The 16,132-nt window shown below is 46.3% G+C and carries 13 protein-coding genes; 3 read left to right on the top strand and 10 right to left on the bottom strand.

Translation table 11 applies throughout. From position 1 onward, the window contains the following. Window positions 1-123: 123 nt before the first annotated feature. A complete protein-coding gene (guaA, locus tag K2Y22_05825; protein ID MBX9877959.1) occupies window positions 124-1,704 on the bottom strand; it encodes a glutamine-hydrolyzing GMP synthase in 1,581 nt (526 codons plus the stop codon). 84 nt (window positions 1,705-1,788) lie between these two features. Then, window positions 1,789-3,042: a DUF2029 domain-containing protein gene (locus K2Y22_05830; protein MBX9877960.1), complete on the bottom strand. Its 1,254-nt coding sequence runs from the start codon at window positions 3,040-3,042 to the stop codon at window positions 1,789-1,791. A 43-nt stretch (window positions 3,043-3,085) separates the two neighbouring features. On the opposite strand from K2Y22_05830, the gene K2Y22_05835 reads away from it, so the two are divergent. Together K2Y22_05835 and K2Y22_05840 are read left to right on the top strand one after the other, a co-directional pair. Next, a complete protein-coding gene (locus K2Y22_05835) occupies window positions 3,086-4,594 on the top strand; it encodes a hypothetical protein (GenBank protein ID MBX9877961.1) in 1,509 nt (502 codons plus the stop codon). 377 nt (window positions 4,595-4,971) lie between these two features. Next, window positions 4,972-6,333 (top strand): hypothetical protein, encoded by a 1,362-nt coding sequence (locus tag K2Y22_05840; protein ID MBX9877962.1) that lies wholly within the window; start codon window positions 4,972-4,974, stop codon window positions 6,331-6,333. A 133-nt stretch (window positions 6,334-6,466) separates the two neighbouring features. Here K2Y22_05840 and K2Y22_05845 read toward each other — a convergent pair whose 3' ends face one another. Genes K2Y22_05845 through K2Y22_05860 form a run of 4 tightly spaced genes read right to left on the bottom strand, consistent with a single transcriptional unit; the run spans window position 6,467 to window position 10,494 of the window. Continuing rightward, window positions 6,467-8,011 (bottom strand): hypothetical protein, encoded by a 1,545-nt coding sequence (locus K2Y22_05845; GenBank protein MBX9877963.1) that lies wholly within the window; start codon window positions 8,009-8,011, stop codon window positions 6,467-6,469. 25 nt (window positions 8,012-8,036) lie between these two features. After that, a complete protein-coding gene (locus K2Y22_05850; protein MBX9877964.1) occupies window positions 8,037-9,293 on the bottom strand; it encodes a Glu/Leu/Phe/Val dehydrogenase in 1,257 nt (418 codons plus the stop codon). Window positions 9,294-9,329: 36 nt separating this feature from the next. Further along, the gene (locus tag K2Y22_05855; GenBank protein MBX9877965.1) at window positions 9,330-9,608 is read right to left on the bottom strand and encodes an aminotransferase class V-fold PLP-dependent enzyme; all 279 of its coding nucleotides are present in this window, start codon (window positions 9,606-9,608) and stop codon (window positions 9,330-9,332) included. Further along, window positions 9,526-10,494, bottom strand: coding sequence for an aminotransferase class V-fold PLP-dependent enzyme (locus K2Y22_05860; protein ID MBX9877966.1), 969 nt, complete (start codon window positions 10,492-10,494; stop codon window positions 9,526-9,528). Before K2Y22_05860 ends, K2Y22_05855 begins: the two co-directional genes overlap by 83 nt. A gap of 102 nt (window positions 10,495-10,596) precedes the next feature. Here K2Y22_05860 and K2Y22_05865 point away from each other — a divergent pair, with 102 nt between their 5' ends. Then, window positions 10,597-12,717, top strand: a complete 2,121-nt coding sequence (locus K2Y22_05865) for a transglycosylase SLT domain-containing protein (GenBank protein ID MBX9877967.1) — start codon at window positions 10,597-10,599, stop codon at window positions 12,715-12,717. A 120-nt stretch (window positions 12,718-12,837) separates the two neighbouring features. Here K2Y22_05865 and K2Y22_05870 read toward each other — a convergent pair whose 3' ends face one another. The 4 genes from K2Y22_05870 to K2Y22_05885 all read right to left on the bottom strand — a co-directional run bounded on the left by K2Y22_05870 (window position 12,838) and on the right by K2Y22_05885 (window position 15,733). Beyond that, window positions 12,838-13,374: a hypothetical protein gene (locus K2Y22_05870; GenBank protein ID MBX9877968.1), complete on the bottom strand. Its 537-nt coding sequence runs from the start codon at window positions 13,372-13,374 to the stop codon at window positions 12,838-12,840. After that, on the bottom strand, window positions 13,334-13,648 hold the full coding sequence (locus K2Y22_05875) for a hypothetical protein (GenBank protein ID MBX9877969.1): 315 nt from the start codon (window positions 13,646-13,648) through the stop codon (window positions 13,334-13,336). Before K2Y22_05875 ends, K2Y22_05870 begins: the two co-directional genes overlap by 41 nt. Window positions 13,649-13,739: 91 nt before the next feature. Continuing rightward, window positions 13,740-15,275, bottom strand: coding sequence for a hypothetical protein (locus K2Y22_05880; protein ID MBX9877970.1), 1,536 nt, complete (start codon window positions 15,273-15,275; stop codon window positions 13,740-13,742). A gap of 83 nt (window positions 15,276-15,358) precedes the next feature. Beyond that, window positions 15,359-15,733, bottom strand: a complete 375-nt coding sequence (locus K2Y22_05885) for a protease complex subunit PrcB family protein (protein ID MBX9877971.1) — start codon at window positions 15,731-15,733, stop codon at window positions 15,359-15,361. Window positions 15,734-16,132: the final 399 nt, after the last annotated feature.

Here is a 16,132-nt window from a genome sequence, read left to right on the forward strand (position 1 = left end):
CTTCGCTTAGCCGTCCGGCATTGCGATGAGCGCTTCGCTAACGCACGGCTCATCGCCGCGCTTGCTCAGCTTCGAGTTCCTTAGCCAGGCTTGGCTTCGCTCGATCTGCTTCTACGATCCGATTTACTCCCACTCGATGGTGGCTGGTGGTTTAGATGTGATGTCGTAGACAACGCGGTTGATGCCGGGGACTTCGTTGACTATGCGGCGGCTTATGACTTCTAGAAGATCGTAAGGCAGACGGGCCCAGTCGGCGGTCATGCCGTCTTCGGATGTTACTGCACGTATAACGATTTGGTTTTGATAGGTTCGTTGGTCGCCCATAACGCCAACAGATTTTGTCGGCAAAAGCACACCGAACACTTGCCAGATTTGGCGATATAGACCATGAGCTTTTACTTCTTCGCGAATAATCCAATCTGCCTCGCGCAGCGTTTTCAATCTTTCTTTGGTTACTTCACCGAGAACACGGATGGCCAGACCAGGACCTGGAAACGGGTGGCGGACGCGTATGCCTTCAGGGACGTCTAGTTCCATTGCCACTTTGCGCACTTCGTCTTTAAACAGTTTGGCAAATGGTTCAATAAGCTTGAATTGCAAGTCTTCCGGCAATCCACCCACGTTGTGATGGGATTTGATCTTTACGGCCACGCGTTCGCCTGTCTTGGGATCTATCTTTGTGCCGGCTGATTCAATCACGTCCGGGTAAAGAGTTCCTTGAGCCAAATAATCAAATGGTCCAAGCTTTCTCGATTCCGATTCAAATACGCGAATAAATTCAGCACCAATGGCTTTACGCTTTGCCTCCGGATCAGTTACGCCCTCTAGCTTTTCCAAAAAGCGATCGCGAGCCTTGATGAAATGAACGTGAATTTTGAAATCGCGCTCAAAAGTTTCCACCAACCATTCCGGCTCATTTTTACGCATAAAGCCCTGGTCGATAAACATACAGGTCAAATTATCGCCAATAGCCTTATGCAGGAGAAACGCCAGGGTAGAGCTGTCTACACCGCCGGATAAAGCAAGCAAGACCTTCTTGTCGCCGGCTTTTTCACGAACATCAGCAATAGCCTCATCAATGAATTTCTTCATCGTCCAGCTACCTTTGACTTTGCAGACACCAACAACAAAATTACGAATGATGTCTTGTCCGCCAATTGTATGCACTACTTCCGGGTGGAATTGCACACCGTAAAAATATCTTTCTTCGTCAGCAATGGCTGCCACAGGCGTTGCCATCGTACGTCCTGTAATTTCAAAGCCTGCCGGCAGTTTAGTTACGCTGTCACCGTGACTCATCCAGCTTTCAACTGTCGAATCCATGTCTTTGAACAAATTGCCATGATGGACAACCGTCAAAGTAGCTCGTCCAAATTCTTTCACTTCAGCAGGCTTAACAGTGCCACCTAATTGATGCGCCATAAGCTGCATACCGTAGCAAACACCTAACACGGGCACGCCCAATTTCCAGATATTGGGATCACAGAGCGGAGCTCCTTCTTCATAAACACTATTGGGACCGCCCGAGAGGATTATTCCTTTCGGATTCAGTCGTTTCAGTTCTTCAGCAGTTATGTGGAAAGGTAAAAGTTCAGAATAAGTATTCAGTTCGCGGACTCTTCGTGCTATCAATTGCGAATATTGTGAGCCAAAGTCCAGAATAGCGATGCTGTCAGTCAGCACATTGTCCTTCAGTTGATCCATTGACCTTGCCGCTTGTGTGCTCACAGGCTGTCTCCTTCTGAAGTATGAATATGTGTAGCACATTACGTTAGAGACGCATGAATGTCAATGAAATGTAACCGTTTCATTCGCATCACTCTTGCGCCAGACTAATAGCCACATGACCAAACCGTAGACAAACAAGATCATGGTTCTTACAGTTATGGGCACCGGCAAGAAAAGAACAAGCCAACCAAATATAGGATAAAAGCGAAGCAGCAAAAGGCTCAACCGCTGTCCAACAGGCAGTATTAGAATAGATGGCAAGTCCGCTGGCTCAAGCATTAATACGGCCGGCAAAGCCAAAAGAACCCACTCATACAAATGAGTATGCAAGCTAAACAGCAAAGCGCTCAGCACGCTAAGTACTATCAAATTATTTGAGCCGGCATCAGATTTAGCACTGTTTCTAGCCCGCAAATAGCTGACCGCCAAAACAGCCAACATCACAGCGGCGCTTAGATATAGTGCCGGCGTAGTGGGCAGTATATTGCTGAGCAAACCTCGAAGGTTTACCATTTCCCCAGGGAATACACCGTCTACGCCTACATTGTTCTCGGCTCCGTGCAGCACTCCTAAATAACCAACGATGTTCGGCCAACCCAACACAATACCGGCTACAGCAAGCATTAGACACTCGGCAAGAACAAACGATAGTAGAGTTTTCTTGCGAAAGCCAACCAATGCCGGAATAAGCAAGAACGGAGTGTACTGGAACTTAATAGTGCTCAAAGCCAGTGCAATGCCTTCGGCAATTTGATTCTTTTTCAAAAGAGACCAACACCACAAACAAACTATAGACAAATACAACCAACTGGTTTGCCCCAAACACATAGTGCGAAATCCACACAATGAAGCAATCATAGAAAAAACCACCAGCGCAAAGACCATGCCGGACAACTTGTTTGTTTTCAACCAAACTACCCTGAGCGCAACTATCGACAGCAAAAGCCCACCAAAATTCCATATAAGGTAAGCAATATTGAGAGAAAACAATGGCAGCCACGTAAGCATGACCATAAAATGCGGTGGATATTGAGAATAGCTTACGCTGTCCACATGCATCGGCTCAATTAGCGCATTGTAGAAGTCCAACTGAACACTTGGGCTGTAGATGCCACTGGTTTGACCGGCCCAAATAATTTTGCCCAACACATAATATTTGACGAAATCGATAAAGAACGTTCCGTGAGCGCGGACTTGCTCAAAAAACTCCGCGCTTAATGCAAGTTTGAAGACATACAGAATAAGTCCGACTGACCAGACTATGGCAAGGGCAGCATAAAGGATATCTAGAGACTTAAGTACTTTGAGCCGCATCAAACCCTCTTCCTCGATCCCAGCCGATTGACAAGCAGCAACTGTGCCTATAGAGTCAGAACTAGGTATCGCCTTACTATTTTACGCTTTTGTTTTCATGATTTTCTTCTTTGTCCTTCTTCTCTCTTTTATAGCCGGCTGCTTCGTAGCCGGCGTTTCCCTGCATGACCCTGATACATGTTGGCAGTTGGCTCTGGGCAAACTCATTTTTGAAACAGGCGCAATTGTGCGCAGTGATCCTTTTTCTTACACCTTCAATGCAACTCAAGCAGGACATGGCTTTGTCATGTATCAGTGGCTGTCAAATCTTATCTTCTATGCGACTTATAAAACTGGCGGCATATTTGCGTTGCTTTGCCTAACAGCAGAAGTTCTATCGCTGGCATTCATTGTCTTGCCCATCTGCCGCGCGTACTTCTTAGGCAAATTATCCTGGCTGTCCTATGTTTCCGTACTACTTGCTACCCTCGCCGCAAGTTTCCATTTTCTTGCGCGCCCGGAAATCTGGTCGTACTTGTTTATGTCCATGTATTTGGCAATCTCCTTTGATGTTGCCGCGCTCAACAAATCAACCATCAGCCGTAAACACGTGCTGGCTATATTCTTGCTTATGGTTTTGTGGTGCAATTTGCACAGCGGATTTGTTTTAGGCATTGTACTCTTATTAGTACAGGCAATTTGCATTGCCATTTCTCTGCCAAAATCTGCACCCAATCAAGCTGCCCCTACCGTGTTCACATGCTTGGCGGCATCTATTATGGCCAGTCTTGTTAATCCGTATGGTGTCAATCTGTGGCGCTATCTACCCGATTTATTCTTCCCTAACTTCAACAAACACATAGTAGAGTTGCAACCGCTAACCATTTCCGAACTAGCGACACCAACATTTTTACCTTACATAGCACTTGCCGTACTAGGCATATTTGCACTTGCACAGTCAATGAAAACCGACAAGAGAGCTATAGGTGTTTTCCCAGTTGCCTTGTTTGTTCTGTCCGTCGCTGCCGGTATTTTTTGCCGCAGACTCATACCGTTTTCAGCAATCATTGAATGCATGACGATTATTCAGTTTTTTGCAAGCACAAAACCAATCAAATCGACAGTAAATTTCCTCGTTTACACAATGTTGATGATCTTAAGTGTGGTAGCAGGAGTCTATTGGACAAGCACACGAGACACAATAAAAATCGCCATCCCCCAGCGAAGTGCCGCCTTTCATCCACCAATGAAAGCCCTAGATTATTTACAATCAAATCTACCAGCAGGCAATCTGCTCAATGACCCACAATTCGGCAATGTAATGATTCTGCACATGAATCCGGCTCCGAAAGTGTTCATTGATACACGATTCGATATGTATGGCAGTAAGCTGGTCGACGAATACTATCGACTAGCAAAATGTGAAAACGATTTTGCAAACAAGCTAAATGAGAGAAACATCGGTTGGGTATTCATGCGCCCCCAGGAAAAACTGGTCGCCCAACTGAGACAAGATCCACACTGGAAAGTCGTCTTTGAAGATGACCACTCTGTCATTCTCGTGCGCCAGTAGACACAGTCGATTCGCAGAGCTGCGCTAGAGCCTCGGAACTGTCATATAGCCCGGCTTTGCAGCGACGTCTGCTAGAGGAATTTCCTATAACCTAGGGCGAAATACCTGTAATTTACCTATGTCAATTTGCTACTTTGGACATAGATATTCATATCACCACTAGCAATTGAAATAGCTCAAAAGCGGCACTAATCAACGACTACAAGAAAAACCCCGGAGGCGCGAAGCCTTTGGGATTTTTCTCGTTGCAATTTGGAATCTTAGTCCTACTGGAGGTCATTATGCACTCTTCATCCAATTTCAAGAAAGACCTGTTGATATTTTTTGGTCTCCTCGGTCTCCTTTTTTACCTAAACTCAATACCAATAGAGCCGACCATGACTCCGGCACAATTGCAAATGGCCACCGATGGACTTGAGCCTGGCTCCAGTCTCCTGGACAACCACGACAACCTTCTGGCGCTCAAACGCCCCGACGGACAATTGTGGGAATTCGGTTACACAAGAAAAGAAACCGGGGTAATTTGGAAAAGCTATTACTTCATCATGAGCAAAGTTGTTGAACCACAAGGAAAGACATGGACTCTCACTGATGAGAAAAAGCATCAATGGACAGCCTCAACAGGTGAAACATGGACAGGCGATTACGATCTAGCCAAGGATATTTACGGAGACTATCGCTTTGAGACAGTACTCAAACGACTTCGTGACGACACCATTGTCATGCTCATTCATCCGTCGGGCTATGTTGTCTACGCAAATAATAACGGCTCGGTTAGCCAAATTAGCACAGCTACCGGCGAAAGCTGGAAATTCAGTTACGACAAAAGTGATGCAAACAAAACAGGTGGTCCTCATAAGCACAAGCCCATCGCTTTGACCGATCCTTCAGGCAGAAATTGGCAGAAGGGATCAGACGGCTGGACATCGGATGACGGCAAAGAATTCAAAGGTGATTACTCGTTTACAGAATACGAGATCAACTCCGGCTTAAACTTTGCCACAATCAAGCGTTCAGCAAACGAAGCAAATCTTTCCGATGCAGTCAGTCCAACCAACAATACGGTCACTTACGACACCAAGGCACATAAGGCATTGATATCTGAACGACCGAATAACTCACTCAGCCAATTCGATTACAGCTACTCCAACTTCCGGTCATCGTTAAAATGGTGCCAAGAGCCAACCGGTCAGGAATATAGAAAAGACGGCGACAATTGGGTCACTTCAGACAACCAAAAGACCGACGCCAAATTCTACGACTACTCTGAACTTTCCTCATCAGTAGGTTATGGCGCTCTTGAGAAAGAACAAGCCAAGGTGAGTTACATCTGGCACGCTACCGGCTGTGACCTTGAATGTGGCAGCGACGCGACTGTCACAGCGATACATTATTCGAACGGCACATCGCGCAGGTTTTGGTATCAGAAAGACGACAGCCCGTTTACTGATGACAAACTTGTTAAAGTGCTGGACCGCGATGGCACGCTCTGGTTGCGCGAATCAGATAAGTCCTGGAAATCGGACAAAGGGGAAACTTTCAACGGTGACTTCTTTGTCGACTCCGATCTATCGCACAACGTCTGGGGGTTCGGTACCTTCAAGAAGATATCCGGTTCCAATACGGAAATTACTTTCTCCGGTTGCCCATCTCACGTCGTCAGGCGAGAATGCCGTAACGGAGGAGGTCCGCGAGGCGGAGGACAACAATGCGAAGACAAGTATTACGTCGTGCCGTAAACAAATCAATCAGATGGCTTAGGCGAAGGACTTTGTCTTTCGTCTTAAGCCACCTGCATGTTTTTTGAAACAGGTTTAACTATACCTTTTAGTATTTTGTGGACATTTTCCACGAATGGCAGAGTCGATTATCTTAAGGGAAAAATTTCTTGCGAGCTGGAAGTTCTTTTTTTGACGCCAAAAGCTTCGCCTCTTGCTCGGAGTCTGCCTTGGCGAATAAGCCATACTGATCGTCTTCGTATACTAAATGCCAATTCGGATATAGCCTCATCAAATTAAAAACAGCTGCGTCTTTTCCGGCAAGCACCAAATCTGTTGGATAGCCTGTCAACAAAACGTCCCATTGACCAATTCCCTCTTGAAACGCTAAGTTTTCCAAATATACTTTGTCCGGATAAACCGTTTCCCGTCTTCCATCCAGCGAAACTTTGCATTTGGGTCCCAAGTGAAAAATTATGTATTCGCCGTCATTGTAGCCAGTGGCAATATTGCCTCGGATATTGGCCTTTTTAATAAGCTCAACTGCTATTTGAGGGTATACCGGAGGTATTTCTATTGATCCTCTAGTAACTGTTTTGACGACACAATAACTAGCGGCACCAAGAAACATTAGTATCAGGACGGTCTTGAATTTGCTGGAATAAGAAGGATAGCCGCTTTGCGCAAATGTTGGGTCATGCTGTCGAAACCAATTTGCAATTTGCTGCGGAAGAAATACAAATGTGGCGATCACAAACAGCGGCAAATGCCTACTGGCGATCACTGGAGCGATAACAGTGATTACCCAGATCAATGAGAGTGGCGGACTCGCTTTTACTTTGCTGAAAATCACACTCAGAGCTGTAATGATCACTGTTGCCAGGTAAAACAATCCAGAAACACTTGCGATTTTGATAGGCACCCACTCAACGATTTCAGGTCGTTGCGTGGTGGCAGTTTTAAGCAAAAACGTAATTAGCTCATAGCCATAGGGATTGACCAGGACGGCGGCTATACATAAAAGCACCGATGTAAGTATCAGAAAAATCTGTTTTCTACTTAATTGCCTGTAGTTCAAGGACAGGTGTGCAAAACTCCAAGCAAAGAATATTGCCAATCCAGCAAGAAAACCACCATGCATGTTTACCCAAACAGCAAAAATTGGCGGCAGAAAAAATAGATATCCATACTTACGCCCCTCAGACTGTTTAAGAATCAAGCAAGTCAGGGTAAAAAATATATATGTCGACAATTGCGGGCGTACCGTTTGCAAATAAGGCAACATCATAGTTACAGCAAACGTTAACGCAATTAGTGCGTGCAACATACGAAAGCCATGCTGTTTCAAGCAAAGATAGAAAATAGAAAGAATCACTAGGGCAACAGACAACTTAATACTAATCAGCCCAAACCCACCAAACTGGTTAAACATAAATCCCATAAGCGTTTCGTATAACCATTCATGATTTATCCACTTGAAGCCTGCATTGACATACGAGTAGGGATCTATTTCCGTCAGCCTGCCGAGCCGCAGCACATCTTGTCCGAAGCGCACGTGTCCCCACAAATCCGGATCGGCCTCGGTCCAAGACAGGCGGAAAATGAGGACGCTTAGAGCAAGCACCAAAATACTGGCGTTTAGCCAACGGTCAAGGCATGACTGTGAGACGGCGTTTTTTTCTTTGCTTACCGAGTCCACTTTGTTGTTTTTACCCTAGTCAAAGCTAGTAACCGCGCAGGATCATCGCCTTAGCCACACGTTCAATAGCGACAATGTAGGATGCCTCGCGCATAGTCAACTGGCGCTCTTTAGCCACAGCTGACACCTGGTTGTATGCTGCCACCATAATTCTTTCCAATTCAGTACGCACTTCGTCCACCGACCAGTAGTGATTGTTGAGATTTTGCACCCATTCGAAATAGGACACAATTACACCGCCAGCGTTCGCCAAGATATCCGGCACAACAAAAACTCCACGCTTTGCAAGAATGTCATCGGCTGCAGCGTCCGTACAATCATTTGCACCTTCAACAACAATTTGTGCTTTTATTTGTTTGGCATTTTTGAGAGTAATGGCATTGCCCAAAGCAGCCGGAATCAAAATGTCACACTCTTGCTCTAGTAATTCTTCGTTGGTCATCCACTGAACTTCAGCAAAACCTTTCAAGCCGCGATTTTGTCTGTAATGAGCTTCTGCACTGAGCAAATCAAACCCACGCGGGCTGTAAATTGCGCCTTGCGACGTAGAGACGCCGATGATTTTTGCGCCCAATTCTTGTTCAATTAAACGTGCGCCATAAGAGGCTACATTGCCGAAACCTTGAAAAACAACGCGGCACTTGGTTAAATCCAGTCCTTTTTCACGCGCAGCCTCACGTACCGCGTACATGACACCGCGCCCTGTTGCTTCGTCACGTCCTAGCGAGCCGCCTATTTCCAATGGCTTGCCTGTTACAACGCCCCAGGATTGCCCATGCGTTTTTGAGTATTCATCAACAATCCAAGCCATCACCTGCGAATTTGTGTTCACGTCAGGTGCAGGAATATCGATACGTGGTCCGATATTTTCACCGAGCAAATTAGTAAAATTGCGCGTCAATCTTTCCAATTCGCGAGGGCTCAATTGCTTAGGATCGCAAGCAATTCCGCCTTTGCCGCCACCGAATGGAATGTTTACTACAGCTGTTTTTAACGTCATCAAATGCGCCAGTGTTCGCGCCTCGAGCATATCCACATCCGGGTGATATCTCAATCCACCCTTAAACGGGCCACGCGCATCGTTGTGCTGCACACGATAACCCTGAAACGTGACAAACTTGCCGCTGTCCAGTCGTAATGGAATTTCGACAACAATCACCCGTTTGGGTCTATTTATTGCCTGCAAAACATCCGGATCTATCAGCTTGTTGAGTCCACTTAATTGTTCAATTGCCGATAACGAAAACGTGGTAACCGCGTCGTGAGCAATGGTGGTACTCATAGACAATCTCCGGTTAGGGATTCCATATTGCAAACACTATCTAGTAGCCAGTATAGCGATTTCTGATAGTGCCTGACAAAAATATTCCACGTCGGCGACTGTATTGAACCAACCAAAACTTACCCGCACCAAACCGGCATCAATTGTCCCCAATGTCCGATGCGCCGCTGCAGCGCAATGCAAGCCAGGACGGACGGCAATGCCGTAGCGACTGTCTAAAATATCTGCCACTTTATCGGGCGTCATGCCGTCCATAGAAAAAGAAACTACCGCCAGTCTGCCGGTAATAGATTTCGGTCCATATATTCGGTCCATATATATGGATATGCGGTTGCGTCTCAGCCCAATCTAGGAATTTTGCGGCTAGCCTCAGTTCATGCTCGGCAATTTTGGCAATGCCACTATCTGCCAAAAACTTAACGCCGGCAGCTAATCCAAGAATTGCCGGTCCCGGAAGCGTTCCTGCCTCCAAGTGATCCGGATAATCCGAAGGCATAGCGAAGTTTTCAGAATTCGAACCGGTACCGCCGGAAATCAAAGGCTCAATTTCAATAGATGATTTGACATACAACAAACCAACGCCGGGCGGCCCCATTAGTCCTTTATGTCCGGATGCGCACCAGATGCTAATTCCTAAATCGTCAATATTTTGCTCAATGACACCGGCAGATTGCGCTGCATCAACGAGCAATGGAACTCTGTGTTGCGCGCACAATTGAGCTACATCGGCCAAATTTACCGTTTCGCCAGTTACATTGCTTGCAGCACTTATCGCACAGAGTCGAATCTTGTTACTAGAGAGCGCACTTCGTAAATCATCAGCACTAATAACGTTAGACTTCGCATACGGCAATTGAACAACATCAACACCTTGGTTTTTTAGTTGTTCAAGCGGGCGCATCATCGCATTGTGCTCAAGCGCCGATGTCAAGACAGCGTCTCCCGGCTGCCAGGATAAGCCTTTGAGAGCCATGTTTAACGATTGTGTGCAGCCGCCTGTAAACACCAATCGGCGAGCATCTCGTATACCAAGAAACTCGGAAACTGCCAGCCTAGAATCAAAAATTTGCCTTTCAGCATTAAGAGCAAATTGATGCGCACCCCGCCCAGGATTTGCCGCTGAACGCAAAAATGCATCCTGCGCCCGATAAACTTCCTCGGGCTTCGGGTAAGTAGTAGATGCGTTGTCGAAATATCTCATGACAGCGCGGTCACATTACCTTCTAATTACTATTTCCCTATGCTAGCATCTTTACCAGCAAAACTTAACTTCGGGCAGTACATGCTGGCAATAAAGAGAATCATGGCATCAGCTTCCATGGTGGCAATTTTTTCCACCGGTTGCGCCGCGTCGTCTGACTCATCAACAACGCCTCCACAATTAACCGACGTCTTAGCTCAACAAAAAACACTTTCCAAAGAAGAGTTTCGCAATCAACTCGAATCGATATATAACTTCCACGGCACTCCGGAGCAAACCAAACAAGAAGCAGGTTATGTGTTGGCACGCTTGCTTGAGACAAGTGCCAACAAAGAAGATCAACAACGAGCAATTGAATTATTTGAAAAATCGAGCAATCACGAAGGACTCTGGCAACGCAGTCAATGGCACATCTCCGAATGTGCAGCGACATTGGGACTGGAAAACATAGTTCGCAAATCCCTTGATGCCATCAAACAAAAAAGTGACAGCGCAGAAGTGCAAGCCAATGCCGACTACAATTTGGCTCAGTCTTATTTACGCGCAAGCGAACAACAAAAAGCTAAAGAAGCATTCGAGTATGTAAACAAGCATTTTAGCCAGACGCAATTCGCGCTTGGTGCAACATATTACTTAGGCGAAATGCTCATTGATTCGTCAATTACTCGCGATCAAGGACTTGCCTTATTCCGCTACTATCTAAAAGAAAGTCCCAACGGAAAATTCGCCATAACGATCATTAACAGATTGCAAGCTCTGCCTGACTATACGGCAACTGAAGCTGATCATGATCTATTTGGACTCGTTTATTACAAAGCAGCCAATTGGAACAAGGCTCTAGCTGAATGGAAAGACTCCGATACGCGCTGGTTTGAAAAAGACAACTGTCTCTATAGACTAGGACGCAAAGCTGAAGCTGCCGAGGCATTAAAAGCCGACATAATGAAACATGCAACCTCCACTCATGTGCCGGATGCTGCCACTTTGCTTTGCCAGATGCAGACGAAACAAGAAGCAATCGGAACATGGCAAATGGTGCTTGGTCTCAACGATCGCTTTGCCGATGCTGCGCAATGGAATTTGGCGCTTCGAGCAGCAACTCCAGATATTGCCGACGGATATTACAAACAAATCCTAGCAACACATCCCACTTCAGCCTTTGCACCCGAATCATCTTGGTGGCTCATGTGGCACCAAGCAAAAGCAGGGAAAACTGCTGCAGCACTGGCATCTGCTCATGCTGCCATAACTAAATATCCACAGGCCAAGTCGGCGCCAAGACTTTCCTTCTGGATAGGCAAACTCAATGAGCGCCTCAAACAGAACACGCAAGCGATTGCAGCTTACAAAGCAACACATGAACAGTATGCGTCCAACTACTATGGCTACAGAGCCAGCCAGCGCCTGGCGGCTCTAAGCGGTTCACATGATCGTGGCTGGACTACACAACCGGGACGCAAACATCCCAATGAACAATGGTCTTGGCCGGAGCCACCACAACTAATAAGCTATACGGATATCGCCAAAAACTTTGGTCTTACAATATCTATCTTGTCACACTTGCGTCAATTCCAAGAATGTATTGATCTCTTGCCGCCGGCAACACCTCAAGCCAAGACAGCGCATGCAAAATTGCAGTCTTGGTTATTGTCAGCTGTAAACTTGCCTCTTGAAGCAATCAACACAGCCAGTCGTGCACTGGTCGGCAAACCACAGGCATCTGGACTGTGGCTGCTTTCATATCCACTGCTTCATGCCAAAGCAATTGCTTCTGAAGCAAAAGCAAAAGATGTTGATCCTCTTCTTGTCCATGCTCTCGTCAGAGAAGAATCCAGATACAACCACATGGCTATTAGTCGCTCGCACGCTCTTGGTCTGATGCAATTACTGCCAGGAACCGCATACGGAGTTGCCAAACGCTTGGGCGTACCGATATCAGCCGAAAGTGATATTCATTTACCGCAAAACAATATCAAACTCGGCACCGATTATTTGTCATACGTCATCCATCGCTTTGACGGCAATGCACTCTGCGGTGTTGCAAGTTATAACGGCGGACCAAACGCCTTGAAGACTCTCTTCAATAAATTCCGTGACTCCGGGCAAACAGACTTTGATGTATTCGTCGAAGATATTCCCATGACAGAGACTCGCGACTATGTGCGTAAAGTCTTCGGAAGCTTCTGGAACTACGAGTCCATCTACGGCAAAGCAGGATCCTGAACCAGCTTAGAACGACTGCCTCGGCAAACGGTGTCGTTATGCTACATGCACTAGTAGACTGTTAACAACAAAAAAAGGACAGTGCAAATTTCAAGCACTGTCCTTGAATCTAGTGTCTGTCTACGCACCGTCTGACTTCGGAGTTGCGTTTTTATCGCATCCGCCTCGCTCACGCCAGGCGGCTATTTTCTTCTTGATGCCATCTACCTTCTGTTGCAAGTCCGCAAGCTCCTGTTCAGCCTTTTGCTTGCCTTCCAAGAGTGCTACATGTTCGAAGTCGATCCATCTTGGAACCAGCTCTATTACTGCGCCATCCTTCAGTGTCGCTTCGCCTGTACAGAGCATAGGACCGTATGCCTTAGTTGCGATTCGCAAATTGGGCGCCTCGACTTTCAGCACCTTATCACCGAACATCGGCCCAAGGAAAAATCTTGCTTCAACGACTTCCTCAAGGCTATTGCGTTTCGGATTTGCCGAAAGTTGTATTGCAATATCGTAAAACCTGGTGCCGTCACGTTCGGACGAGCCGGTAATTTGGTGGGTGATAAAGAGCCCTGCTTGCTCCTTATAGATGTTGTTTCGTCCGTCGTTGGTCAGCAACGATATTTTCGTCGCTTCACTCCGAATCGCTTTCTTGCGTGTTTTTCTCGTTGTCATTTTCATCTCTCCAATTCAATGCATCCTTCAACTGATCGCGTTCACGGTCGTCGGCGATCAAGTCGTTTACAGATGGCTCAGAAAACCGCTTGTGTCCAGAACAAAGACCACAACGAGGCTTACCGCAGTCTTGCGGATGGAGCTTACGAAAACGATTAGGAGTCATTTCCTTGCTGCGAACGATTGTTCCGATTTCGATATCTTTATCGCGCTGTTCCTTCCAGAACTTAAAACGCTTTTTCATCTTGCTTATCTCTTTGGGTCTACGTTTCATTGAGTTCTCCTAAAACTGCTTTTGTACGAGTAAATAGAAAGAGAGGCACGCGTTATGCGTACCTCTCTTTCTTTCGAACTACGTGTTGATCCTATTTGTTGTCCACGTCTCCCACGTGATAGCCTTGCTTAAATCGGGTCTCTTTGACATAAGTCAGTTTCAGTTCACCGCCGCCTTTCTTAGTGCGAGCAGGTACCTTAACTGTCGTCGAAACCCGTTTGCCCGATTCTTCGGACTTGAAGGATGACGGCTTGAGAATGCTTTGTCCGAGACCCAGAACTTCCCTAACTGCAACCAACACCTGCTCATCTTTGAAGTTTTTGATGGAAACTTCAAAAGTTTCGCTCCGAACTATATTTTGCTGAACGATTCTTCGATTAGTCTGCGAAGCTTGAGCCCTTTGGAATTTTTCCAAAGCTTCTTTAGTTAGAGGCTTGCCATTGTCATCAACAAACTTGTCCTCCTGACTCGTCACTCGTCGAGTCGCCTTGATATCAGCTACATCTCCAAGCTCAAGAGGGACGGGTTCACCAACAGAAACATCAGGCATTTGTAATTGCTTGTGCGTCAGCTGTAAGTTACCGGCCTTATCCCTTTGATACAACTTTATGGAGCCGGCCGCAATTGGCTTGCCCATTCCGGTTGACTTGTCGCAAGCGAGGTTCTTAAAGGTGATCTTTTGTTGGGCAGGCAAATTATCATACTCCCCTACATTCAGGTAGTATTCACACAAAGTGGGTACGTCTGTCGCCAGGTTTGATTGAATCAGCTTGCTATCGCCATTCTTGAGATTTATACCAGGGGGAAGTTCTAGGAGTTTCCTTTCACCCACAGACTCAACTTCTGCACCGCCGGCGGATTCAAGCGAGTATGAATCAGCAGCAAAGGACGCAGCGGCCATCATGGGACGCATCGATCTGGCACTTCCACCGAGTCCATCCTCTTCTTGCTGTCCTGTCATTACCTTCATCGTCACATCCGACCAGTCACAACCACTGTTATTCGACAGCAAAACGTTGCTTTCCAAGCTCGTTATGACTTTGTTTTTGTCATCGAAAATTATATTGTGAGAAATAGGACATTGCAGCGACTGATGCGCATGGAAAAGGATTGCGATATCTACTTCTTGATCTTCGCTGGACTCAATCTCAAATTCCAATGCGGGCATCTCCCTTACATCACGAAGCGTCTTAGTGGCACTAATTGCCTCCGGTCGCTTAGCGATCATAGTTACACCGTTGGGACGGGCGAGAACAAGTTCCTCACTGTTACCGGCAACAACGATACCGTTATAAGTTTGCAGCTTGAATGGCGTCGTGTAATGAACCAACACCTCACAGCCTTTCAATTCATCCAAGGCTCTCTGCGCCGTCATTCTTTCTGCTGGACGGAAGGACTTCGATTTGATGGTGCCTTGTTTAGCCGAGCGCGTAAGACACATAATGGATGATTTATCTACGTTGTTGGGCACGCCTTCTGCCTGGATAATGTTGCACCCTTTCTTGAGTTGAACAATACGTACTTCTTGCACGACCATCATGCTGCCGTCAACAGTGATTTGACGATTTTGTGCGTCGCCGGCTTTGGTGTTATTCGGTTGAGATTTTTGTTCTTGATTTTCTGACATATTCTTATCTCCTAAGATAGGTAAATAGCAGCCAGCGCTAAACAACACCGGCTGCCACGTTCAATTCGCTGTAAGTGACTGGCTTACTTCAGTCCACCGACGCGAATTTCTCGATCCTTAATCTTCTTCATGGTGATGAAGCAGAATGGCTGAGTAAAAGATTGGATTGTAAGACCTTCCGGTCCTGTCGTCTTTGTGTAGATGAGCAGGTCATAACCTGTATCTTCGATGCGGTCAACTTCTATGCTGTATCCGCCTGTGCGCTGTTGTCCAAGAAAAATGCCTACGACTAGATTTCTTCTGAAATCGACTTTAGGTGCGTCTTGGCGGTTGAGAGAATGTCGTTCCCAGAATTTTTGCCAGTCGGCTTTGTTGCGAATGGTGTGTGCACCCGTCTCCGTAATCTGACTGCGAGAACCTTGTTGAAGGTTGGAGAAGCTAACTTCTTTGTTGTTCATGGTTGTATTCCTCAATGGGAGTTAATAGCAGCTCAGCAGTTGACAGAGATCTCTATCACCTCGCCTCTCTTCGTTCGCCTGCATGGCGAACTTTTATCGTTTGAGTCTGGCGCGTACTTTGGTAGAAACGGATCTCTTTGCTGAACTTAGGTCAAATGGAAATTCAACCTACAAAATTTGCTTCTACTAAATCAATAAAGTTCTATTGGATATTTATGACTTATAGAAATTCTGAATCATCGCTTGCGCTAACCGCTCGAGAGGCAACCGAACGACAACAAACACTTGCCAAGGGGCACTAGCTTCGCTAGGTTTCAAAAAGCCCTGAAAGCCAGTCTGTACTAGCTTGCGCAGGCTTTCAAAGAGGACTTTACTTGTAATTAACCAGTCTGTAGAAGC

It is taken from the genome of Candidatus Obscuribacterales bacterium (assembly GCA_019744775.1).
Lineage (GTDB): Bacteria > Cyanobacteriota > Vampirovibrionia > Obscuribacterales > Obscuribacteraceae > SBAT01.